The organism is Nocardioides perillae (genome assembly GCF_013409425.1).
Taxonomy (GTDB): domain Bacteria; phylum Actinomycetota; class Actinomycetes; order Propionibacteriales; family Nocardioidaceae; genus Nocardioides; species Nocardioides perillae.
The window spans coordinates 1,866,087-1,889,021 of sequence record NZ_JACCAC010000001.1; the positions used below are offsets into that span (position 1 = coordinate 1,866,087).

The window sequence follows — 22,935 nt, forward strand, 5'->3', positions numbered from 1 at the left end:
ACCATGACCAGCCCCACCGTCACGCTCACCCCCGAGCAGGTCGACGAGCTCGGCCGCCGCATGGACGACATCCGCCAGCGCGTCCTCGCCGACCTCGGCGAGGACGACGCGGCGTACATCCGCGACGTCGTCAAGGCCCAGCGCGCCTTCGAGGTCGCCGGCCGCGCACTGTTCTACCTGCCCCCGGCCTGGCCGCTGGCCGTCGCCGCGCTCTCGGTGTCGAAGATCCTCGACAACATGGAGATCGGGCACAACGTCATGCACGGCCAGTACGACTGGATGGGCGACCCCGGTCTGAACTCCCGCATGTTCGAGTGGGACAACGTCTGCCCGAGCGACCAGTGGAAGTACAGCCACAACTACGTGCACCACACGTTCACCAACGTGCTCGGCAAGGACCGCGACATCGGCTACGGCATCCTGCGCATGGACGAGGACCAGCCGTGGCACCCCTACTACCTCGGCAACCCGGTCTACGCCTTCCTGCTCATGGTCTTCTTCGAGTGGGGCGTCGCGATGCACGACCTCGAGGTGGAGAACCTCGTCGCGGGCAAGCGCAGGATCGAGGAGAACACGGCCCTGCACGCCGGCATCATGCGCAAGGTGAAGCGCCAGGCGCTCAAGGACTACCTGCTCTTCCCGGCGCTGACCGGCCCGCTCTTCCCGCTCACGCTGGCCGGCAACGCGACGGCCAACCTGGTGCGCAACGTGTGGGCCTTCAACATCATCTTCTGCGGCCACTTCCCGGCCGGCGTCGCCACCTTCACCGCCGAGGAGTGCGAGGACGAGTCGCGCGGCCACTGGTACTACCGCCAGCTGCTCGGCTCGGCCAACATCTCCGGCGGCAAGCTCCTGCACCTCATGTCGGGCAACCTGTCGCACCAGATCGAGCACCACCTCTTCCCGGACATCCCGGCGCGCCGCTACCCGCAGATCGCCGAGGAGGTCCGCGAGGTCTGCGAGGAGCTCGGCCTGCCCTACAACACCGGCCCGCTGCACAAGCAGCTCGGCTCGGTCTTCGGCAAGATCTGCCGGATGGCGCTGCCCGACCGGCTCCCGAAGGCCGTGCCGTTCGTGGGCCGCTCGTCCCGCCAGGCGTCCGGGGCTGGTCGCGAGGCTGCGGCGGCCTGATGATGGTGCCCGTGCCCTCCCGCGACGACCGCCTCGACCGCCCCGACCGCGAGCGCCTCAGCCCGCTCGAGATCCGCAAGGACGCCCTGCAGGGCACCGTCGAGGCCGCGGCGGGCACGGTCGGCCAGGTCGCGACGATCCTGACGACCGCGGTGAAGGACGTCGCGGGCGCGGTGGGCGGCTTCGCCACCGAGGTCTTCGAGATCCGCGAGTCGGTGCGCCGGGCGCGTGCCGAGCACGACCCCCGGGGTCCGGTCGACGCGCAGGACTGAGCCCGCCCGACCCAGCACCACGCACGACGCCCCGGAGGACCTGGTCCTCCGGGGCGTCGTCGCGTGCGGGCTGCGGTCAGCCCTGGCTGCTCAGTCGTCGGGGTCGTCGAGCCGCGCGAGCCAGGTCGCGAACCGCTCCACGGCCACCTCGTGCTCGGGGTGGGCGTCGGTGAACTCCTGCAGCCGCTCGGCGAGCCACGCCAGGGTCACCTCCTCCTCACCCCGGCGCCGCTCGAGCTCCTCGAGACCGCGGTCGGTGAAGTACACCGCCGCCCCTCAGTAGTCGTCGCCGGCCGCGGGGCGCACCGGCGCGAACGCCGCGTCGAGCAGCCGCTTCTGCTCCTCGACGTGGCGCTTCATGGTGCCCACCGACGGCGAGGAGCTCGCGGGACGCGTGACCGGCTCGACCTCGTGGTCCAGCTGCGGCCAGACGTTGAGGGCGTAGTTGGGCCACGGGCCCATGTTGACCGGCTCGTCCTGCACCCAGCGCACGGCCTTCAGGTTCGGGTACGACGCCAGCTCGGCCGCGATGTCCTCGACCGGGCGGGGGTAGAGCTGCTCGACGCGGCCGATCGCGAAGCGCTGGCCGTCCTCGCGCTTGCTGCGCTCCACCACGAGGTCCCAGGTGACGCGACCCGAGCAGAGCAGCACGGTGTCGACGGCCTCCTTGTCGGCGCCCTCGTCGCCGATGAACGGGCGGAAGGTGCCGGAGGTGAAGTCCTCGGGCTGCGAGGCGGCCTCCTTGCGCTTGAGCATCGACTTCGGCGTGAAGACCACCAGCGGGCGGTGCTCCTCGCCGAGCGAGTGGCGGCGCAGCAGGTGGAAGTACGACGCCGGGGTGCTCGGCTGCGCGACCACGAAGGCGTCCTCGGCGGTCATCGTCATGAACCGCTCGATGCGCGCCGAGGAGTGGTCGGGGCCCTGGCCCTCGTAGCCGTGGGGGAGGAGGAGCACGACGCCGGACTGCTGGCGCCACTTGGTCTCGCCCGAGGAGATGAACTCGTCGATGATCGTCTGCGCGCCGTTGACGAAGTCGCCGAACTGCGCCTCCCACAGCACGAGCGCCTCGGGACGCGCGACGGAGTAGCCGTACTCGAACCCGAGGGCGGCGTACTCGCTGAGCAGCGAGTCGTAGACGTGGAACTTCGCCTGGTCCTCGGTGAGGTTGGACAGCGGGGTCCACTCGTCGGCGTTCTGGCGGTCGATGATGGTGGCGAAGCGCTGCACGAAGGTGCCGCGGCGCGAGTCCTGACCGGCCAGGCGCACGGGGCGACCGTCCATCAGCAGCGAGCCGAAGGCCAGGATCTCGCCGGTGCCCCAGTCGATCGGGCCCTCGGTGATCGCGGTGGCGCGTCGCTGCAGCTGCGGCATCACCTTGGGGTGCACCGTGAAGCCCTCGGGCGGGGTGACGTAGGCGTCGGAGATGCGCTTGAGAACCTCGGGGCCGATCGCGGTCGCGGTCTCCCCGGCGGGCTTCTCGGGGTAGTCGGGGACGGTGGTCCACTCCGAGGGCTGAGCGGTGGCCTCGCGGACCTCGGTGAAGACCCGCTCGAGCTGCTGCTGGTAGTCGCGCAGGACCTGCTCGGCCTCCTCGACGGTGATGTCGCCGCGACCGATCAGCGACTCGGTGTAGAGCTTGCGCACCGAGCGCTTCTGCTCGATCAGGTCGTACATCAGCGGCTGGGTGTACGACGGGTCGTCGCCCTCGTTGTGCCCGCGGCGGCGGTAGCACACCAGGTCGATGACGACGTCCTTGTTGAAGGCCTGGCGGTACTCGAAGGCCAGCCGCGCCACCCGGATGCACGCCTCGGGGTCGTCGCCGTTGACGTGGAAGATCGGGGCCTGCACCATCCGCGCGACGTCGGTGCAGTAGAGCGAGGAGCGCGACGCGCCCGGCGAGGTCGTGAAGCCGACCTGGTTGTTGACGATGACGTGGATCGTGCCGCCGGTGCGGTAGCCGCGCAGCTGGCTGAGGTTGAGGGTCTCGGCCACGACGCCCTGGCCCGCGAAGGCCGCGTCGCCGTGGACCAGCAGCGGCAGGACGGGGTAGTCGGTGCCGCGGTCCAGCACGTCCTGCTTGGCGCGCGCGATGCCCTCGAGCACCGGGTCGACCGCCTCGAGGTGCGAGGGGTTCGCGGCCACCGAGACCTTGATCCGGTCGCCGGTGCCGGCCTCGAACTCGCCCTCGGCGCCGAGGTGGTACTTCACGTCGCCGGAGCCCTGGACCGTGCGCGGGTCGATGTTGCCCTCGAACTCGCGGAAGATCTGGGAGTACTTCTTGCCGACGATGTTGGCCAGCACGTTGAGGCGACCGCGGTGGGCCATGCCCATCGCCACCTCGTCGAGACCCGCCTCGGCGGCCGCCTCGCAGATCTCGTCGAGCACCGCGACCGTCGTCTCGCCGCCCTCGAGGCTGAAGCGCTTCTGCCCGACGAACTTCGTCTGCAGGAAGGTCTCGAACGCCTCGGCCTGGTTGAGCTTGAGCAGGATGCGCAGCTGCTCCTCGCGGGGCGGCTTGGTGTGCGGCTGCTCCACCCGCTGCTGGAGCCACCGGCGCTGCTCGGGGTCCTGGATGTGCATGTACTCGATGCCGGTGGTGCGCACGTAGGAGTCGCGCAGGATGCCGAGGATCTGGCGCAGCTTCATGAAGCGGCGGCCCTCGCCGCCGAACGAGCCGGTCGCGAACTCGCGGTCGAGGTCCCACAGCGTGAGGCCGTGGCTCTCGATCTCCAGGTCGGGGTGGCTGCGCTGGCGGTACTCGAGCGGGTCGGTGTCGGCCATCATGTGGCCGCGCACGCGGAAGGCGTGGATCAGCTCGAGGATCCGGGCCTGCTTGCCGATCTCGTCGTCGTGCGAGGTGGCGATGTCCTGCGCCCAGCGGATCGGCTCGTAGGGGATGCGCAGCGAGCGGAAGATCTCGTCGTAGAAGTCCTCCGCGCCCAGCAGCAGCTGGTGCACGCGGCGCAGGAACTCACCCGACTGCGCGCCCTGGATGACGCGGTGGTCGTAGGTCGAGGTGATCGTCATGATGCGGCTGATCGCGTTGCGCGTCAGCGCGTCCTCCGACGCACCCTGCCAGCCGGGCGGGTACTCCATCGCGCCGACGCCGATGATCGCGCCCTGGCCCTTCATCAGGCGCGGCACCGAGTGGTTGGTGCCGATCGTGCCGGGGTTGGTCAGCGAGATGGTCGTGCCCTGGAAGTCGCCGACGGTGAGCTTGCCGTCGCGCGCCTTGCGCACGACGTCCTCGTAGGCGGTCCAGAAGGCGGCGAAGTCCATCGTCTCGGCGGCCTTGATCGACGGCACGAGCAGCTGGCGGGTGCCGTCGGGCTTCGGCACGTCGATGGCGAGGCCGAGGTTGACGTGGGCCGGGGTGATCAGGTGCGGCTTGCCGTCGACGACGTCGTAGCCGACGTTCATCTCCGGCATCGAGCGCAGCGCCTTGACCAGCGCGAAGCCGATGAGGTGGGTGAAGGAGACCTTGCCGCCGCGGGCGCGGGCCAGGTGGTTGTTGATGACGACGCGGTTGTCCCACAGCAGCTTGACCGGCACCGAGCGCACCGAGGTCGCGGTGGGCACGCTCAACGACTCGTCCATGTTCTTCGCGGTGCGCGCCGGGGCGCCGCGCAGCACCGTCACCGTCGGCGCGTCGCTGGCCTCGGAGGGGGCCGGCGGGCGGGGGTCCTTCGCGACGGGCGTGCCCTCGCCCCGCGCGGGCTCGGCGGCCGCGACCTCCGGGCGCTTGGTCGCCTTGGGCACGGGGTTCGCCTGGGCGGCGGGGGCCTTCTCGGGAGCCTTCTGGGGGGCCTTCTGGGGGGCCTTCTCGGGGGCCTTCTCAGGGGCCTTCGCGGGAGCAGAGGAGCGGGCCGGCGCCTTCGCCGGACCGGCGGAGGTGCGGGGGCCACCCGACGCCGCGGGCGCACCGGAGCCGTTCGACGCGCCGTTCGACGCACCGTGGGAGACGCCGTCGGCCGCGGCCGGGGCGGCGGTGCCCTCGAAGAACGCGCGCCACGCCGGGTCCACGCTCGCGGGGTCCTTGCGGTACTGCTCCTGCATCTCCTCGACGAGCCACTCGTTGGCTCCGAAACCGGCGGCGTCCGCCGGCGTCGTGTCGCTGGGAGACTGGTTGCCAGGGGACTGCGGCACGGCTGCGTTCGCCTCTTCCGGATCTGCGCGCGGGTGTGGGGTGCTGCGACGTCCCAGGCTAGTCCCACGCCGCGCCGAATGCAGGGTCCGGGGCCATGTTTCGGGCACCGTATGACCCGAGCCACACCCACGGGGTCGGTGCGCGGCGAGCGGGCGCCGCGACGTACCCTGCCGCGTTCTGCCGACCTGCCCCCGGAGGTCTCGTGCCACCCCGCTCGACCCCGCTCCTCGCCGTGCTCGCCGTCCTCGTCGCCCTGCTCGCCGGCTGCACCGACGGCCCCGCGCCGGAGCGCGGCTCCGGCGACGACCCCGCGACCGCCGACCGGGCGGCCGGCCGCCCGGCGCTCACGACGACGGTCCGTCCCGGCGAGGTCGTCGGCCGGCTGCCGGTGCGGGCCCGGCGGGCGGCCCTGCGCGGGGTGCGGGAGGCCGTCGACGGGTGGGTCGACGCGGCGTACGTCGCGGGGCCCTGGCCGCGTCGCGACTTCTCGCGGGCCTTCCCCCGGTTCACCCGCGGCGCGCGGCAGCAGGCCTACCGCGACGCGCGCCTGCTGAGCAACGTCGGCATCGGCCCTCGCGTGGAGGCCGTGCAGGCCACCCAGCGGCGCGTCGTCGTCGACCTGCTCGCCCGCGACCGCCGCGTCCAGGCGGCGACCGCCCGCGTGCGCCTGGCCTTCCGCACCCGCGGCGAGGTGGAGCGCACCGTCCGCGTGCGTGGCCGCCTCTTCCTGACCCTGTCGCCCGGTGGGTGGCGGGTCTTCGGCTACGACCTGGTGAAGGAGGGCCGGCCGTGACCGCCCCGTCCCGCGTGCTGCCCCGCGTGCTGCCCCGCGTGCTGCCCCGTCTGGTGCCCCGACTGTCGTCCCGACTCCTGCCCCGGGCCGCACGGCGGGGGGTCGCCCTGGTGAGCGTGCTCGCCGCCGTCGCCGTGGCGGTGCCCGACGCCGCGGTCCGACCCGCCGACGTCGTGCTCGTCGACGTGGCGCGGGCGCAGGGCGTCGACCTCACGCCGCGGGTGGTCTGGGTGCTGGCGGTCGGCTCCGACGCGCGGCCCGGCCAGCGGATGACCCGCACCCGCGCCGACGCGCTGCAGCTCGTCGGCGTCGACACCCGCCGGGGCCGGGCGGTGGCCTTCGGCTTCCCGCGCGACTCCTGGGTGGAGGTGCCGGGCTACGGCAAGGGGCGCATCAACTCCGCCCTCACCTACGGCGGGCCCGCACTGCTGGCCCGCACCGTGCAGCGGCTGACGGGGATCGAGCCCGACCACGTCCTCGTGACCCGCTTCCCCTTCTTCGAGCAGATGGTCGACGACATCGGCGGCATCACGGTCGACAACCCGCGCGCCTTCGCCGACGACGACCTCAAGCCGCAGGGGTTCCGGAAGGGACGCATCCGACTCGACGGCTACGGCGCGATGGCGTTCTCCCGCATCCGCAAGTCGCTCGCGGGCGGCGACTTCGACCGCTCGGCCAACCAGCAGCGCGCGCTGCGCGGCATCCACCGCGCCATCCGGGCCCGCGCCGACCGCCCCGGCTTCGTCGAGCGCGGCGTGCTCACGGTGCTGCGCCACACCGACACCGACCTGTCGCCCGCGGCGCTCTACCGCCTCGCGCAGGCGGTCGCCCAGGTCGACCCCGCGCGGGTGCGCACCTGCGTGCTGCCGGGCCGCATCGGCCGGGCGGGGCCGGCCAGCGTGGTCTTTCCCGACGTCGCCCGCGCCCGCCGGTGGGGCGCCGCCGCCGCGCAGGACGCCGCGCTGCGCCGCTGCTGAGCGGTCGGCCGGGGGCCAGGGGCCGGGGGCCGGGGGCCGGGGGCCGGGGGCCGGGGGAGGACGTCGGAGAGGGCGACCCCCATGGGCGTGCCGCCCTCTCCGTCTGCCTCAACGACCCGGGCGCCCGGAGGTCACGCGGGCCGCGGCGCGCACGGCGTACGCCGGGTGGTGGCGGTCGTGGGAACGCCGACGGGGCGGCCCTCCCGCAGGAGGACCGCCTCGTGGCGGACGTCGTGGTGACGCCGGGTGGCGCTGTCGGGCGTCAGCCCTTCTGCTTGGCGAAGATGTTCGCCTCGCCGATGCGCATGGTGAGCACGTCGAAGCCGGGCGCGATGAGCTTGAGCACGAGCGGCTTGTAGGCGCGGCCGAGGCGGCCCGTGCCCGACGGCAGCGCCGCGAGGATGCCCTCGCCGCCGTTGCCGAAGGTGAACTCGAGCGGCTTGCCGACCACGGGCAGCGGCAGCACCTGGTCACCCAGCTTGACCTTGCCCGCCACCGTGGCGCGCTGCACGTAGGTGCGCAGCGGCTGGTTCTTGACCTTGATCAGCTTGCGGGTGTTGACCGCGACCTCGGTGGTGAGGTCGGTCAGCGTGAGGCCGGCGAAGGGGATCGAGATCTCGCCGACGTCGGTGCGCATGACGCCGCGGCTCCACGGCTGGTTGGTGACGCGGCCCTTGACCACGCGGCCGCGGGCGAAGTGCTCGCCCTTGTACATCGACTTCGCGCCGCCGACGGAGATGACGCCGAGCTGGGTCAGCAGGCTGCCGATGGCGTGGTTGCGGGTGACCCACTGGCCGCCGGTGCCCTGGCAGGGCAGGACCGCCGGGGTGTCGCTCTGGAAGGTGAGCGGCTCCAGGCCGAGCAGCGAGACCGAGAGCGGCACGCTGTGCGAGCGGAAGACAGTGCCGTAGACCGGGCCGCCGATGGCGGCGCGGGCGCGGCCGAGCTCCACCGCGGTCTGCGCCCAGTCGTCACCCCCGGTGACGTTGCCCTGGGCGTCCTTGGTGATGGGACCATCGGGGTCGACGACAAAGGTAAGCGGACGCGCAGCAGCTAGCGCGCCACGGTTGTCATCGCGCTCGACGAAGCCGCGGAGCTGGAGAGCTCCCAGGTTTGGGATGACCAGCCCGCCCGCGCTGAGAAGGGCTTTCTCCACCTCGGCGAGGAGGGCGGAGACAGGAGCGGCGCCCGCTTCTACCTGCTCAAGCAGGTCGAGGATCGGCTGGAGCTGCGGGGTCACCGGGTTGTCCCCGAGGTCCAGGTCGAAGTCGAGCAGGCTGAAGTCGGTGCGAGCGGAGTAGCCCCCGCTCTTGCTGTGTTGGGCTATGGCCTTCGAGACGACGGTGCCGAGCTCGAGGCGCGGCAGCGTGCCGAAGCCGTCGATCGGGATACCGCCCAGCTCGAGTCCGGCGAGGCGGGACACCGACTCGCTCACGTGGAGCCGGCCGCCATTCGCGGTGTAGGACCGGCTCGACGTCGAGAGAGGACCAGAGTTGATGATCTCGCGGACTTCCTCGGGCAGTGCCGCTTCGAACTGCTCAGTCAGGATGCCGCGCTCCTGCGCGGGCGCGTTCGCGACCTGGGTGCAGCGCAGCGTGGTGGCGCCGAGGCGCAGCGCGAGCGGCTCGATGCCGTCGACGACCAGCCGGCTGGCCGAGGTGTTCGCCTGGAAGGCGAAGGGGGTGCGCACGGGCTTGGCGCCCCCGTCGGCAGCCGCGGCAGCGACGGGGCTGGCGGTCATGGCCAGCGTGCCGGCGGCCGCGACGGCGGACGCGGCCGTGGCGGCGAGGGTGCGCCGCAGGGTGGTCTTCACGATGTTGTCTCCCGGGGTGGAATGGTCCGCAGGCCGCACGAATCGGTGGGATCCCTCCCACGGCCTCTCGTGCGGGCAACGGCAGGATGACAACCGGGTCACGCCCGACGTGGCGAAACGGACCGGCGGTCCAGACCACTTCATGGCCCAGGTCACACCTGCCGAGACCCCGGGGTCGTGGCGGCGCTGCCGACACGGGAGTGACTCGTGGTGCCGGTGGTGCGGTGGAGCACGGCGACCCGCGCGCAGAGGCGGGTCGGGCGGTGGGTACCCCCGGTAGGATTCGAACCTACGCTCCCGCCTCCGGAGGGCGGTGCTCTATCCCCTGAGCTACGGGGGCTCGGGTGCGACCACCGTACAACCACGGCTCGCGCCGCGTGCAACCGCACCGGTCCGTCCGCGCCGGGCGACGGGTTCGGAGCGCGGCCTGGCCCGCCCTTAGGCTGGTGGGGTGACCCCCGAGCAGCTCTCCACCGCGATCGTCGACGTGCTGACGACGCTGTCCGACGAGGGCGCCCTGACCCTCCCCGACGGCGTCCCGACCACGGTGACGGTGGAGCGACCCCGGCAGAAGGGGCACGGCGACTACGCCACCAACGTCGCGCTGCAGCTCGGCAAGCGTGCCGGCATGGCTCCGCGCGACCTCGCCCAGCTGCTGGCGACCCGCCTCGAGGGCGTCGACGGCGTCGCCGCCGTCGAGATCGCCGGTCCGGGCTTCCTCAACCTCACCGTCGCCGCCGGCGCCCAGGGCGCCGTCGCCGCCCGCGTGGTCGCGGAGGGTGCGGCGTACGGCCGCACGGACACCTTCGCCGGCGAGCGGGTCGACGTGGAGTTCATCTCCGCGAACCCCACCGGCCCGCTCCACCTGGGCCACACCCGGTGGGCGGTCGTCGGCGACGCCCTCGCGCGGGTGCTGGAGGCCGCCGGGGCCGACGTGACGCGCGAGTTCTACATCAACGACCGCGGCAACCAGATGGACCTCTTCGGCGCCTCGCTCGAGGCGGCCGCCCTCGGGCAGCCGACGCCGGAGAACGGCTACCACGGCGGCTACGTCGCCGACCTCGCCCGCGAGATCGTCGCCGACCGCCCGGACATCCTCGACCTCGAGGGCGCCGAGCGCACGGTGGCGTTCCGCGAGGCCGGCTACGCCCTGCAGCTGCGCCAGCAGCAGCAGCAGCTCGAGCGCTTCCAGACCCGCTTCGACGTGTGGTTCTCCGAGCGCTCGCTGCACGAGGCCGACGACGTCGCCGCCTCGCTCGAGCGGCTGCGCGCCCAGGGCCACCTCTACGACGCCGACGGCGCGCTGTGGATGCGCACCTCGGACTTCGACGACGACAAGGACCGGGTGCTCATCCGCTCCAACGGCGAGCTGACCTACTTCGCCAGCGACACCGCCTACTACGTCGACAAGCGGCAACGCGGCTTCGACCGCTGCGTCTACCTGCTCGGCGCCGACCACCACGGCTACGTCAACCGGCTGCGGGCGATGGCGGCCTGCGCCGGCGACGACCCCGACCGCAACATCGAGGTGCTGATCGGGCAGCTGGTCAAGATCCTGCAGGACGGCGTCGAGCTCAAGCTCTCCAAGCGCGCGGGCACGCTGGTCACGCTCGAGGAGCTGATGGACCTCATCGGCGTCGACGCGCTGCGCTACACCCTCGCGCGCTACCCGGCCGACTCACCGCTGACGCTCGACGTCGCCGAAATGACGAAGGCCAGCAGCGACAACCCCGTCTTCTACGTGCAGTACGCCCACGCCCGGGTCTCCTCCATCCTGCGCAACGCCGCCGACCTGGGCCTCGTGCCCGACGGCGACCCGGGGAAGCTGGTCGACGAGGTCGACCCCGCGCTGCTCGCGCACGAGAAGGAGGGCGACCTGCTGCGCGCCCTCGCGGAGTTCCCCCGCGTGGTCGCCTCGGCCGCGCAGCTGCGCGAGCCGCACCGCGTCGCGCGCTACCTCGAGGAGACCGCCGGGGTCTACCACCGCTTCTACGACAGCTGCCGCGTGCTGCCGATGGGGGAGGAGGAGCCCGGCGACCTGCACCGCGCCCGCCTGCTCCTCGTCGCCGCCACCCGCACCGTGCTCGCCAACGGCCTCGGCCTGCTCGGGGTATCCGCCCCCGAGCGGATGTGAGGCGACGGTGCCCACGCACGCGGCCGGCTGGGCCCACGCCGACGGCGCCCTGAGGGGCCCGTCCTGGCTCCGCCCGCCCACCGACCCCAACGCCCTCGTGCCCACGCTGTGGTCGCGCACCGCGCGCAAGGTCGACGGCGTCCTCGAGGTCGGGGGCGTCTCGGTGTCCGAGCTCGTCGCCGAGCACGGCACCCCGGCGTACGTCCTGGACGAGGCCGACTTCCGTGCCCGGGCCCGCGCCTTCCGCGAGGCCTTCGCCGACTACGACGTCTTCTACGCCGGCAAGGCCTTCTTGTGCACTTCGGTCGCGCGCTGGGTGGCCGAGGAGGGCCTCAGCCTCGACGTCTGCACCGGCGGCGAGCTCGCGGTCGCCCAGCGCGCCGGCTTCGACATGGCGCGCGTGGAGTTCCACGGCAACAACAAGTCGGTCGCCGAGCTGCGACGCGCCGTCGAGGCCGGTGTCGGGCGGGTGGTCGTCGACTCCTTCGACGAGGTCGCGCGGCTGACCCGGGTGGTCGCCGAGACCGGCACGGCCGTCGGCGTCATGGTGCGCGTCACCCCCGGCGTCGAGGCGCACACCCACGAGTACATCGCGACCGCCCACGAGGACCAGAAGTTCGGCTTCTCCATCACCGCCGGCGACGCGCTCGAGGCCGTGCGCCGGGTGCTCGCCGCACCGGGGTTGGAGCTGCAGGGGCTGCACTGCCACATCGGCAGCCAGATCTTCGACACCTCCGGCTTCGAGGTGGCCGCCCGCCGGGTGCTGGCGCTGCACGCGACCGTGGCCGCCGAGCTGGGTGTGGAGATGCCGGCGATGGACCTCGGGGGCGGTTTCGGCATCGCCTACACCACCCAGGACGACCCCGCCGACCCCGCGCAGCTGGCCACCGAGATGACCGGGATCGTCGAGCAGGAGTGCCGGGTCCTGGGAGTCGCGGTGCCCCACCTGTCGATCGAGCCGGGCCGGGCCATCGTCGGCCCCTCGACCTGCACCGTCTACGAGGTCGGCACGGTCAAGGAGGTCGCGCTCGACGGCGGGGCGCGGCGCACCTACGTCTCGGTCGACGGCGGGATGAGCGACAACATCCGCACCGCCCTCTACGACGCCGACTACTCCTGCACCCTCGCCTCGCGCCGCAGCGACGCGGCGCCCGTCCTCGGGCGCGTCGTCGGCAAGCACTGCGAGGCCGGCGACGTGGTGGTCAAGGACGAGTTCGTGCCCGCGGACCTCGCCCCGGGCGACCTGCTGGCGGTCCCGGGCACCGGCGCCTACTGCCGCTCCATGTCGTCGAACTACAACCACCTGCTGCGGCCCCCGGTGGTCGCGGTGCGCGACGGCGCGTCCCGCGTCGTCGTGCGACGAGAGACGGAGGACGACCTCTTGGCCACCGACGTGGGGGACCAGTCGTGAGCGCGCCCGACCAGCGACCCCTCGGGGTGGCCGTGCTGGGCTGCGGGTCGGTGGGCTCGCAGGTCGTGCGGCTGCTGGCCGAGCAGGCCGACGACCTCGCCGCCCGCGTGGGCGCGCCGGTCGAGCTGCGCGGCGTGGCCGTGCGCCGCCTCGAGGCCGCGCGCGAGGTCGAGGTGCCCGCCGACCTGCTGACCACCGACGCCACGGGCCTCGTGGCCCGCGACGACGTCGACCTCGTGGTCGAGGTGATCGGCGGCATCGAGCCGGCCCGCTCGCTGATCCTCGGCGCGCTCGAGTCCGGCGCGAGCGTCGTCACGGCCAACAAGGCGCTGCTCGCCGAGGACGGCCCCACCCTCTTCGAGGCGGCCGAGCGGGCGGGGCGCGACCTCTACTACGAGGCCGCCGTCGCCGGCGCGATCCCGATCCTGCGGCCGCTGCGCGAGTCGTTGGCCGGAGACCGCGTCACCCGGGTGCTCGGCATCGTCAACGGCACCACCAACTTCGTGCTCGACAAGATGGACACCTCCGGCGCCGGCTTCGCCGAGGCGCTCGAGGAGGCCCAGGCGCTCGGCTACGCCGAGGCCGACCCGACGGCCGACGTCGAGGGCTTCGACGCCGCCGCCAAGGCCGCGATCCTGGCCTCGCTGGCCTTCCACTCCCGGGTCACGGCGAGCGACGTGCACCGCGAGGGCATCTCCGAGGTCACCGCCGCCGACGTCGCCTCGGCCGCCGACATGGGCGCCGTGGTCAAGCTGCTCGCGATCTGCGAGCTGCGCCGGGGGCCCGACGGCGAGGAAGCCGTGTCGGTGCGCGTGCACCCCGCGATGATCCCGCGCAGCCACCCGCTCGCCTCCGTCCGCGAGGCCTACAACGCGGTCTTCGTCGAGTCCGAGGCTGCCGGCCAGCTGATGTTCTACGGCCCCGGGGCCGGCGGCGCCCCGACGGCCTCCGCCGTGCTGGGCGACCTGGTCACGGTGGCGCGCAACCGCCTCGCGGCGACCCGCGGCGCCGGCGAGTCGGCGTACGCCGACCGGCCCGTGCTGCCGATGGGCGAGACGCTCACCCGCTACCACGTGGCCATCGACGTCGAGGACCGCGCGGGCGTGCTGGCCTCGGTCGCGCTGGCCTTCGCCGAGCACGGCGTCTCCATCCAGACGGTGCGCCAGGAGGGCCGCGGCGCCGACGCCCAGCTCGTCGTCGTCTCCCACCGCGCGACCGACGCACAGCTGCGCGCCACCGTCGACCACCTGAGCACCATGGACACCGTCCGCGAGGTCACCTCGGTGATGCGCGTCGAGGGAGAGTCGGAGCAGTGAGCACCGTGAGCACCCAGGCCCCGGAAGGCGCCCGTCACCAGTGGCAGGGCGTCATCGAGGAGTACCGCCCCCTCCTCGACATCCCTGAGGGCGTCCCGGCCGTCACGCTCGGCGAGGGCGGCACCCCGCTGGTGCGCAGCGGCTGGCTCTCCGGCCTCACCGGCGCCGAGGTGTGGCTCAAGGTCGAGGGCGACAACCCGACCGGGTCCTTCAAGGACCGCGGCATGACCACCGCCATCTCCGTCGCCAAGCACGAAGGCGCGCAGGCCGTGGTCTGCGCCTCCACGGGCAACACCTCGGCCTCGATGGCGGCCTACGCCGCGAAGGCCGGCCTCAAGCCGCTCGTGCTCGTGCCCGAAGGCAAGATCGCCGCGGGCAAGATGGCGCAGGCGATCATGCACGGCGGCCAGGTGATCATGGTGCGCGGCAACTTCGACGACTGCCTCGACCTCTCGCGCGGCCTCGCCGAGCGCTACCCGGTCGCCTTGGTCAACTCGGTCAACCCGGTCCGGCTCGAGGGGCAGAAGACCGCGTCCTTCGAGGTCGTCGACCGGCTCGGCGACGCGCCCGACTTCCACCTGCTGCCGGTCGGCAACGCGGGCAACATCTCGGCCTACTGGCTGGGCTACCGCCAGTACGCCGACCTCGGCCGCGCCACCAAGAAGCCGGTCATGCGCGCCTTCCAGGCCGAGGGGGCGGCGCCGCTGGTCACCGGCGAGCCCTTCCCCCACCCCGAGACCAAGGCGACCGCCATCCGCATCGGCAACCCGGCCTCGTGGCACCTCGCCGTCGCCGCGGCCGAGGAGTCCGGCGGGCGCTTCGCCGCGCTCAGCGACGAGGCCATCCTCGCGGCGCAGCGGCTGCTCGCCTCCCGCGACGGCGTCTTCGTCGAGCCCGCCTCCGCGGTGGGCGTCGCCGGCATGCTCGCCGAGCTCGAGGCGGGGGAGTCGTACGCCGGTGCGACGGTCGTCGTGACCGTCACCGGCCACGGCCTCAAGGACACGGTCACCGCGCTCGAGGCGTTCGGCGAGATCGTCGACACGGTCGTGGACGCCGACGTCGAGGCCGCGGCGGGCGCCGCGGGCCTGGCCTGAGCGCCGGACCGGGCGGCGCGGTGAGCTTCGTCGAGGGGCCGGTGCGGGTCCGGGTGCCCGCCACCTCGGCCAACCTGGGCCCCGGCTACGACGCCCTCGGCCTCGCGCTCGACCTGCACGACCACCTCGAGGCCGAGGTGACCGACGGTGGGCTGCAGGTCGAGGTGTCCGGGTCGGGCGCGGCCGACGTGCCGCGCGACGAGCGCCACCTCGTCGTCCGCGCCATGCGAGAGGCGTTCACGCTGCTGGGCGTGCAGCCGCCCGGGCTCGCGCTGCGCTGCGACAACGTGCTGCCGCACAGCCGCGGCCTGGGGTCGAGCTCCGCGGCGATCGTCGCCGGCGTCGTGCTCGCACGCGGCCTGGTCGCGGGGGGCGAGCTGCTCGTCAGCGACGACGAGCTCTTCCAGCTCGCGGCCCGGATGGAGGGGCACCCCGACAACGTCGCCCCCGCCTTCTTCGGCGGCTTCGTGGTCTCGGCGGCCGACGGCGACGGCTTCCTCGCCGTGCGCGCCGCGGTCGACCCGCGGGTCTCCGCGGTCGTCTTCGTGCCCCCGACCGGGTTGTCGACCGAGCTGGCGCGCGGGCTGCTGCCCCCGACCGTGCCGCACCGCGACGCCGCGGCCAACGCCGCCTCCGCCGCCCTGCTCGTCAGCGCGCTCGCCGCCCACCCCGAGCACCTGCTGGTCGCGACCCGCGACCGGCTGCACCAGGACTACCGCCGCCCCGCGATGCCGGCCTCGCTGGAGCTCGTCGACGCGCTGCGCGCCGACGGCGTGCCCGCGGTCGTCTCCGGCGCCGGGCCGACCGTGCTGGCCTTCGTCGACGGGCCCGGCCTCGAGGCGCGCTGCCCGGAGGGGTGGCGCGCCCACCACCTCGCCGTCGACCTCGACGGCGCCCGCCTGGTCTGAGGCTGCTCCCGGGCCGGTGGGCCCTGCCGGTGCTAGGCTGAGCCGCGCGCGTCGCCCGCGACGCCGACTCCTGCTCGGCCGTGGCCCGGACCTTCTCGTCCGGCCCGCCCCGGAGCTCCACCCCACCTCACCACCACGCCCACCGGTCGCGACCGGGGCGTGCACGACGTGCGAAGGACCCACGTGAGCGAGACGACCGGCGCTGGTGCGCCCGACGCGGGAGCCGACGGCACCGCTGCCCCCAAGAAGCGCGGCGGACTCAGCACGATGCTGCTGGCCGACCTGAAGTCGATGGCCGCGGGCATGGGCATCGCCGGCGCCGGCGCGATGAAGAAGGCGCAGCTGGTCACCGCGATCCGCGAGGCGCAGTCCGGCCCCCCGCGCACCGAGCAGCGCGCCGAGCAGCGCCCCGGTGCGGGCGCCGAGCGGGTCGCCGAGCAGCGCCGCGACGCGGGCACCGGACAGGCGGAGGCCCGCACGGGCGCCGCCGCAGCCGCGGGTGCCCAGGACGTCGCGGGTGCCCAGGACGTCGCGGGCGAGCAGGACCGGCCGGCACGCACGGGTCGCAGCCGTCGCCGTGCCGGTGGGGCGGGTGGTGCCGAGCAGGGGGAGCCGGCGGAGCAGGCGGCGGAGGCCGGGCAGGCGCCCTCGACGGACCAACCGGCGCGCGCGGAGCAGGAGCAGCCCGGCGGGCGGCAGCGCGAGCGTCGCGACCGTGCGGCCCAGGGCACGGCCCAGGAGGGCCAGCAGCAGGGCAAGGGCCAGCAGGGCAAGGGCCAGCAGGGCCAGGAGGGCCAGGGCGGCAAGCAGGGCAAGGACCAGCAGGGACAGCAGAACCAGCAGGGCCAGCAGGGACAGCAGGGACAGCAGAACCAGCAGAACCAGCAGGGCCAGCAGGGCCAGCAGGGCGAGCAGGACCTCGACGACGACGGCACGAGCCGCCGCAACCGCCGTCGCCGCGGTCGCGACCGCGACCGCGACCGCCCGGTGGAGCGCGCCGGCCGCGCGCCGGGGCGCGGCGAGCCCGACACGACCGTGCTCGAGGACGACGTGCTGGTGCCGGCGGCCGGCATCCTCGACGTGCTCGACAACTACGCCTTCGTCCGCACCAGCGGCTACCTGCCGGGTGCCGACGACGTCTACGTCTCGCTGTCGATCGTCCGCAAGTACGGCCTGCGCCGCGGCGACGCCGTGGTGGGCCAGGTGCGCCAGCCCCGCGAGGGCGAGCGTCGCGAGAAGTTCAACCCGATGGTGCGCATCGACTCGGTCAACGGCGCCGAGCCCGACTCGGCCCGCACCCGCCCCGACTTCGCCGCGCTGACCCCGCTGCACCCGACCGAGCGGCTGCGCCTGGAGACGGGCCCGGAGGACGTGGTCGGCCGCGTGGTCGACCTGCTCGCCCCGCTCGGCAAGGGTCAGCGCGCCCTGGTGGTCTCGCCGTCGAAGTCGGGCGGCACCTCCACCTTGCAGGCCGTGGCTGCGTCCGTGACCCGCAACAACCCCGAGTGCCACCTCATGGTGGTGCTCGTCGACCAGCGCCCCGAGGAGGTCACCGACTTCGAGCGGTCGGTCAAGGGCGAGGTCATCGCCTCCACCTTCGACCGACCGCCGGTCGACCACACGACGCTCGCCGAGCTCGCGGTCGAGCGCGCCAAGCGCCTGGTGGAGCTGGGCCACGACGTCGTGCTGCTGGTCGACGGGCTCACCCGCCTCGGCCGCGCCTACAACCTCGCGGCCCCGGCGAGCGGCCGGGTGCTGCCCGGCGGCGTCGACGCGGTGGCGCTGCACCCGCCCAAGCGCTTCTTCGGTGCCGCCCGCAACGTGGAGAACGGCGGCTCGCTCACGATCGTGGCCACCGCGCTGGTCGAGAGCGGGTCGGCGATGGACGAGGTCGTCTTCGAGGAGCTCGAGGGCACGAGCAACCTCGAGCTGCGGCTGCGCCGCGACCTGGCCGACCAGCGGGCCTTCCCCGCGGTCGACGTGCTGCGTTCCGGCACGCGCCGCGAGGAGCTGCTCTCGAGCGAGCAGGAGGTGGCCCTCGTCCGCGCGCTGCGCCACTCGCTGGGCGACCTCGCGCCGCGTGAGGCGCTCGACGCGTTGCTCGGGCGGGTGCGCGGCACCCAGAGCAACGTCGAGCTGCTCACGGCGGTGCAGCGCAGCGGGGCCTGAGACCCCGCCCGGGCACCGGGCCGGGACCAACGGCCCCCCTTGTGAGGGTCGGGTGCCCGGGCGGGTGCCGACCGCTACGCTGAGGCGGCTGGCCGGCGATCGCTGGGGGCACGGCCGAGACACAGGGAGACCACGCGTGGCGCGCATCCTCGTCGCTGACGACGACGTCGACATCCGGGAGCTGGTGGAGTTCAAGCTCTCCACCCTCGGGCACGACATCGTCGCGGTCGGCGACGGCGCGGCGGCGGTGGACGCCTGCCAGGCCGAGCGCCCCGACCTCGCGATCCTCGACATCATGATGCCGGGCATGTCCGGCCTCGACGCGATGCGCGCGATCCGCGACGACGAGGCGCTCAAGGACATCCCGGTCATCCTGCTCACCGCGCGCGCCCAGGAGGCCGACGTGGAGACCGGCTTCAGCTCCGGCGCTGACGACTACATCACCAAGCCCTTCAGTCCGCGCGAGCTCGCCTCCCGGGTGCAGGCCCTCCTCGCCCGCGCCCGCTGATCCTGCGCCGTGGACCTCGGCTTCTTCGCCCTCGTCGCGGGGGTGCTGCTGGCGCTCCTGTGCGTGGGGCTGGTGCTCGCGCTCGTGGCGGTGCGGCTCGGCACCGGCCGTGCCGAGCGTCGCCGCGCCGAGCTGCGCACCCCGGTCTGGCGGCTCGTGCTCACCATGACGACGGGTGAGGACGACGAGGTCGACGAGGCACTGGCCGGGCTCGAGCGCGCCTCGCGCTCCGAGGTCGCCGTGGTCGAGGCCGACGCGTTCGGGCTGCTCCCCAAGCTCCGCGGCGCCTCGCAGGAGCGGCTGCGCCAGCTGCTGCGCCACTGGGGGAGCGCTGCCCGGGCCGAGGCGCTCGTCGGCTCGTGGTCGGCGGTCCGCCGGTGCCGCGGCCTCTACCGCCTCGGCATGCTCGCCGACCCCGCCTCCCTGCCGCTGGTGCTCGACCGCCTCGGCGACCGCGACTTCGCTGTGCGCCGGGTCGCGGTCCAGGCGCTCGGCTCGCTGGGCGACGCCAGCGCGGTGCGACCGGCGCTCGACCTGGTCGCCGGCGAGCCCGTGCTGCGCCGCGACCTCCTCGCCGCGCTCTCCCGCATCGGCGCCGCCTCGGCCCCGGTGCTGGAGCAGGAGCTGGTCGAGGCCCTCGCCGGCGTGGGCGGGGCGAGCGTCACCGGCGCCGGTCCGACGGCCGAGGCCGGTGCGTCCGACGAGCTGCGGCCCGAGGAGGCGCGCGCCCGCCGGCGCGCCCAGCTCTCCGCCGAGGGGCTCGGCCTGGTCGACGCCGTCGGGGCCGCCCCCGTGCTCGCACGCGCGGCGCTCGAGGTCGACGACGTGCCGCTGCAGACCGCCTGCCTCGACGCGCTCGGGCGCCTCGGCTCGCCCGCCGGCTCGACCGCGCTCGAGGCGGGGCTCGGGCACCCGGTCGCCGAGGTGCGCCGCACGGCCGCGCAGGCCCTCGGCCTGCTCGGTGGCCCCCGGGCCGTACCGGCGCTCACCCCGGTGCTCGAGGACCCCGCGGTCGAGGTGGCCCGCGCGGCCGCGCAGGCCCTGGGTCGCAGCGGCCCGGCCGGCGCCGCCGCGCTCGAGGAGTCGACCGCCCCGGTGGCCCGCGAGACGGTCGCCCTCGCCGCGCTCGGCACGGCCCTGCGGTGACCGGCGTGGTGGAGGGCTTCGAGGCCGTGATGGTCGCGCTCGGCATCGCCTTCGCGGTCTACTCCGTGCTCATCAACAGCAGCTTCCTGGTCCTCACGGCCCTGGCCCTCGTCGACCTGTCGGGCTACCGTCGCCGCCTCGACTTCGCGGCGTACGACGAGTGGTTCCTCGACCCGAACTCCCGCGGCGTCTCGGTCCTGATGCCGGCCTACAACGAGGCCGCGACGATCGTGCAGTCGGTGCAGGCGATGACCGCGCTGCGCTACCCCGACTTCGAGGTCGTGGTGGTCGACGACGGGTCGAAGGACGACACGGTCGAGATCCTGGTGCGCGAGTTCGACATGGTCGAGGTGCCGCTGGTGCCCGGCGGCTCGATCCCGACGAAGGGCGAGGTGCTCAGCACCTGGGTGAGCCGGCGCGGCGCGCACAACCTCGCGCTGGTGGTGAAGGGCAACGGCGGCAAGGCCGACGCGCTCAACGCCGGCATCAACCACTCCCGCAAGGAGCTGGTGTGCATGGTCGACGCCGACTCCCTGCTCGACCCCTCCGCCCTGCTCAACGTCGCGCGGCCCTTCGCCGACGACCCCGGCCGGGTGATCGCGGCCGGCGGCGTGGTGCGCGTGGCCAACGGCTCGCGCGTGGAGCGGGGCCGTGTGTCCAACCCCCGCATGCCGCGTCGCTGGCTGGCCCGCATCCAGGTCGTCGAGTACCTCCGCGCCTTCCTCGTGGGCCGCGCCGGCTGGTCGCGCGCCGGCGGGCTGCTCATCATCTCCGGCGCCTTCGGCGTCTTCCGCAAGGACGTGCTGCTCGAGGTCGGCGGGATGGCCACCGACTGCATCGGCGAGGACGCCGAGCTCGTCGTGCGGCTGCACCGGCGCCTCGGCGACGAGGACCTCGAGGGCGACGTCGTCTTCGTGCCCGAGCCGGTCGCGTGGACCGAGGTGCCGGAGGACCGCGGCGTGCTGCGCAAGCAGCGGCGCCGGTGGCACCGCGGGCTGGCCGAGATCTTCGTGCGCCACCGCGGCATGCTCTTCCGGCCCCGCTACGGCGTCATCGGCACCGTGACGATGCCCTGGTTCTTCTTCTTCGAGCTCCTGGCGCCGGTCGTCGAGGTGCTCGGCCTGGTCTACTTCGCCCTGCTGCTGGTCGCGCTGCTCCTCGACCCGTTCGTGGCCTACGAGCTGCAGACCCTGAACGTGCCCTTCGCCTCGCTGCTGCTGACCGCCTCGATCCTCTTCGCGATCTTCGTGACGCTGGTGGCCCTCCTGGCCGAGGAGGTCTCCTTCCGCCGCTACCGCGGCGTGCCCGACCTGCTGCGCGCCGTGCTCGCGGCGGTCGAGGAGAACTTCGGCTACCGCCAGCTCAACGCCTTCTGGCGCCTCGGCGGCATCGTCGAGGTGCTCCGCCGCTCCGCGCACGACTGGGGCGACATGCAGCGCAAGGGCTTCCAGACCGGTGACTAGCACCCGGTCCGGACGTCGGCCCCGACCCGCGCCCGCGGGCGGGTCGACCGGCACGGTCGCGGGCCTGCTGCGGCGCGTGCAGGCGCTGGCGCTGGTCGGTGTGCTGCTGCTGGGCGTCCTCGGTCTCGCGGGCGCCGTGCTGTCGCTGCGCGCCACCTCCACGCTGACCGACGAGCTCATGCCCGTGCAGTCGGCCAACGACTCCGTCCTGCAGGCACTCACCGACGCGGAGACGGGCGTGCGGGCCTACAGCCTGACCGGGCTCCGGACGACCTTGGGACCCTACTTCGCCGGCATCGCCGAGCTGCCCGGCCACGAGCGCGTCCTGCGCCAGTACGCGGAGGGCGACGCCGAGCTCGCCGAGCTGGTCGCGGCGCAGGAGGACGCCGCCCAGGCGTGGCTCGACGGCTACGCCGCGCCCAAGCTCGCCGGGCCGGGAGGGCCGGGGGCCTTCGACGCGGAGCTCTTCGCGACCGGGAGGGCCCGCTTCGACGCGTTGCGCACGCGGCACGCGGCGGTGAGCGAGGCCTTGACCGACCGGGTCGTGGCGATCGAGGAGGACACCCGGCGCCGCCTGGTCGCCCTGGTCATCGGCACGGGGCTCGTCCTCGCCGCCCTCCTCGCCGGTGCCCTGGTCGGCACGCGCCGCCTCGACCGCGAGGTGGTGGTGCCGCTCGCCCGGCTCGAGGACACCGTGCACGCCCTCACCCAGGCCCGGCAGGGCGCCCGGGCGCCCGAGGCCGGACGCCGCGAGGTGCGCTCGGTCGCCGTCGCCCTCAACGAGCTCGCCGAGGCGCAGGAGCGGGCCCGCGCCGTCGAGGAGCAGGTGCGCGACGAGCTGCGCCGCCTCGACGCGGCACGCACCGACTTCGTCTCCAACGTCTCCCACGAGCTGCGCACCCCGCTCACCACCATCGCGGGCTACGTCGAGATGGTCGCCGACGAGTTCGAGGGCGAGCTCTCGCCGCGCCACGAGCGGATGCTCGACGCCGGCCGCCGCAACGTCGAGCGGCTGCGCAGCCTCATCGACGACATCCTCACCCTCTCGCGCGCCGAGAGCCCGAGCACCGACCTGCAGACGGTGTCGCTGCGCGACGTGGTCGCCGACTGCGTCGTCGACCTGCGCATGACGGCGAGCGGTCGCGGGGTCGACCTCGCGCTCGCCCAGGACCGTCGCGACCCGCTGCTCGTGCTCGCCGACCCCGGTCAGCTCTCCCGCGCCGTGCTCAACCTGCTGAGCAACGCGGTGAAGTTCAGCCCGGAGGGCGGCAGCGTCGAGGTGACCAGCCGCCGGGAGGGCGAGGCGCTGGTGCTGACCGTCGCCGACCACGGCATCGGCATCCCCGCGGCCGAGCTGGCGCAGCTCGGCACCCGCTTCTTCCGCGCCTCCAACGCCGTCGACCAGTCGATCCCCGGCACCGGCCTGGGGCTGCGCATCGTGCAGACGATCCTCGAGCACCACGGCGGCCGGCTCCACCTGGCGTCGGTGGTGGGGGAGGGCACGACCGCCACCGTGCGGCTGCCCGCGCAGGCGCGGGAGCAGGGGGCGGAGCTGCAGGGACCGCAGCCGCAGTCGGAGCCGGAGCCGCAGCCAGAGCCGGAGCCGCAGCCGGGAACACCGTGATTCGCGTCGGTGTTCGCACCAGTGGCACA

17 protein-coding genes and 1 tRNA gene are annotated in these 22,935 nt (G+C 74.0%); 14 read left to right on the top strand and 4 right to left on the bottom strand.

What is annotated here, in order from left to right; all coding sequences use genetic code 11:
- Positions 1 to 3: 3 nt before the first annotated feature.
- Both BJ989_RS08660 and BJ989_RS08665 read left to right on the top strand, forming a co-directional pair.
- Positions 4 to 1,131, top strand: coding sequence for a fatty acid desaturase family protein (locus BJ989_RS08660; RefSeq protein WP_179517864.1), 1,128 nt, complete (start codon positions 4 to 6; stop codon positions 1,129 to 1,131).
- Between the two features lie 11 nt (positions 1,132 to 1,142).
- On the top strand, positions 1,143 to 1,403 hold the full coding sequence (locus tag BJ989_RS08665; protein WP_343049204.1) for a hypothetical protein: 261 nt from the start codon (positions 1,143 to 1,145) through the stop codon (positions 1,401 to 1,403).
- Positions 1,404 to 1,493: 90 nt separating this feature from the next.
- Here the strand turns inward: BJ989_RS08665 and BJ989_RS08670 are convergent, their stop codons facing one another.
- Together BJ989_RS08670 and BJ989_RS08675 are read right to left on the bottom strand one after the other, a co-directional pair.
- On the bottom strand, positions 1,494 to 1,670 hold the full coding sequence (locus BJ989_RS08670) for a DUF6104 family protein (protein WP_179517865.1): 177 nt from the start codon (positions 1,668 to 1,670) through the stop codon (positions 1,494 to 1,496).
- 9 nt (positions 1,671 to 1,679) lie between these two features.
- Positions 1,680 to 5,549, bottom strand: a complete 3,870-nt coding sequence (locus tag BJ989_RS08675; RefSeq protein ID WP_179517866.1) for a multifunctional oxoglutarate decarboxylase/oxoglutarate dehydrogenase thiamine pyrophosphate-binding subunit/dihydrolipoyllysine-residue succinyltransferase subunit — start codon at positions 5,547 to 5,549, stop codon at positions 1,680 to 1,682.
- Between the two features lie 203 nt (positions 5,550 to 5,752).
- Between BJ989_RS08675 and BJ989_RS08680 the strand changes: the two genes are divergently transcribed.
- Positions 5,753 to 6,343, top strand: a complete 591-nt coding sequence (locus BJ989_RS08680; protein ID WP_179517867.1) for a hypothetical protein — start codon at positions 5,753 to 5,755, stop codon at positions 6,341 to 6,343.
- The gene (locus BJ989_RS08685) at positions 6,340 to 7,320 is read left to right on the top strand and encodes an LCP family protein (protein WP_343049205.1); all 981 of its coding nucleotides are present in this window, start codon (positions 6,340 to 6,342) and stop codon (positions 7,318 to 7,320) included. The genes BJ989_RS08680 and BJ989_RS08685 overlap by 4 nt, the downstream gene beginning before the upstream one ends.
- A 262-nt stretch (positions 7,321 to 7,582) precedes the next feature.
- On the opposite strand, the gene BJ989_RS08690 is transcribed toward BJ989_RS08685, so the two are convergent.
- Together BJ989_RS08690 and BJ989_RS08695 are read right to left on the bottom strand one after the other, a co-directional pair.
- Positions 7,583 to 9,133, bottom strand: a complete 1,551-nt coding sequence (locus tag BJ989_RS08690; RefSeq protein WP_179517868.1) for a hypothetical protein — start codon at positions 9,131 to 9,133, stop codon at positions 7,583 to 7,585.
- Between the two features lie 268 nt (positions 9,134 to 9,401).
- Positions 9,402 to 9,473: transfer RNA gene (locus tag BJ989_RS08695), tRNA-Arg, on the bottom strand.
- Positions 9,474 to 9,584: 111 nt separating this feature from the next.
- Here BJ989_RS08695 and argS point away from each other — a divergent pair.
- The 10 genes from argS (at position 9,585) to BJ989_RS08745 (ending at position 22,906) form a co-directional block, all read left to right on the top strand.
- Entirely contained in the window at positions 9,585 to 11,267 is a 1,683-nt protein-coding gene (gene argS / locus BJ989_RS08700) for an arginine--tRNA ligase (RefSeq protein ID WP_179517869.1), read from the top strand.
- 7 nt (positions 11,268 to 11,274) lie between these two features.
- Positions 11,275 to 12,678 carry a diaminopimelate decarboxylase gene (lysA, locus tag BJ989_RS08705; RefSeq protein WP_179517870.1) on the top strand — a complete coding sequence of 468 codons (1,404 nt, stop codon included), beginning with the start codon at positions 11,275 to 11,277 and terminating at the stop codon, positions 12,676 to 12,678.
- Entirely contained in the window at positions 12,675 to 13,994 is a 1,320-nt protein-coding gene (locus tag BJ989_RS08710) for a homoserine dehydrogenase (RefSeq protein WP_343049206.1), read from the top strand. Before lysA ends, BJ989_RS08710 begins: the two co-directional genes overlap by 4 nt.
- On the top strand, positions 13,991 to 15,088 hold the full coding sequence (thrC, locus tag BJ989_RS08715) for a threonine synthase (RefSeq protein ID WP_343049207.1): 1,098 nt from the start codon (positions 13,991 to 13,993) through the stop codon (positions 15,086 to 15,088). The genes BJ989_RS08710 and thrC overlap by 4 nt, the downstream gene beginning before the upstream one ends.
- Positions 15,089 to 15,108: 20 nt before the next feature.
- Positions 15,109 to 15,996 carry a homoserine kinase gene (thrB, locus tag BJ989_RS08720; protein WP_179517871.1) on the top strand — a complete coding sequence of 296 codons (888 nt, stop codon included), beginning with the start codon at positions 15,109 to 15,111 and terminating at the stop codon, positions 15,994 to 15,996.
- Positions 15,997 to 16,179: 183 nt separating this feature from the next.
- Positions 16,180 to 18,165 (top strand): transcription termination factor Rho, encoded by a 1,986-nt coding sequence (gene rho / locus BJ989_RS08725; RefSeq protein ID WP_343049208.1) that lies wholly within the window; start codon positions 16,180 to 16,182, stop codon positions 18,163 to 18,165.
- A gap of 136 nt (positions 18,166 to 18,301) precedes the next feature.
- On the top strand, positions 18,302 to 18,673 hold the full coding sequence (locus BJ989_RS08730) for a response regulator (protein WP_179517872.1): 372 nt from the start codon (positions 18,302 to 18,304) through the stop codon (positions 18,671 to 18,673).
- Positions 18,674 to 18,682: 9 nt separating this feature from the next.
- The gene (locus BJ989_RS08735) at positions 18,683 to 19,819 is read left to right on the top strand and encodes a HEAT repeat domain-containing protein (RefSeq protein WP_179517873.1); all 1,137 of its coding nucleotides are present in this window, start codon (positions 18,683 to 18,685) and stop codon (positions 19,817 to 19,819) included.
- Positions 19,816 to 21,282 (top strand): glycosyltransferase, encoded by a 1,467-nt coding sequence (locus tag BJ989_RS08740; protein ID WP_179517874.1) that lies wholly within the window; start codon positions 19,816 to 19,818, stop codon positions 21,280 to 21,282. The genes BJ989_RS08735 and BJ989_RS08740 overlap by 4 nt, the downstream gene beginning before the upstream one ends.
- Complete coding sequence (locus BJ989_RS08745) at positions 21,275 to 22,906, top strand: ATP-binding protein (RefSeq protein WP_179517875.1); 1,632 nt, start codon at positions 21,275 to 21,277, stop codon at positions 22,904 to 22,906. Before BJ989_RS08740 ends, BJ989_RS08745 begins: the two co-directional genes overlap by 8 nt.
- The last annotated feature ends 29 nt before the right edge of the window (positions 22,907 to 22,935 follow it).

Bases quoted from the DNA above. Each gene is read 5' to 3' on its own strand.
- BJ989_RS08660 (WP_179517864.1), top strand. From the start codon at position 4: ATGACCAGCCCCACCGTCACGCTCACCCCCGAGCAGGTCGACGAGCTC.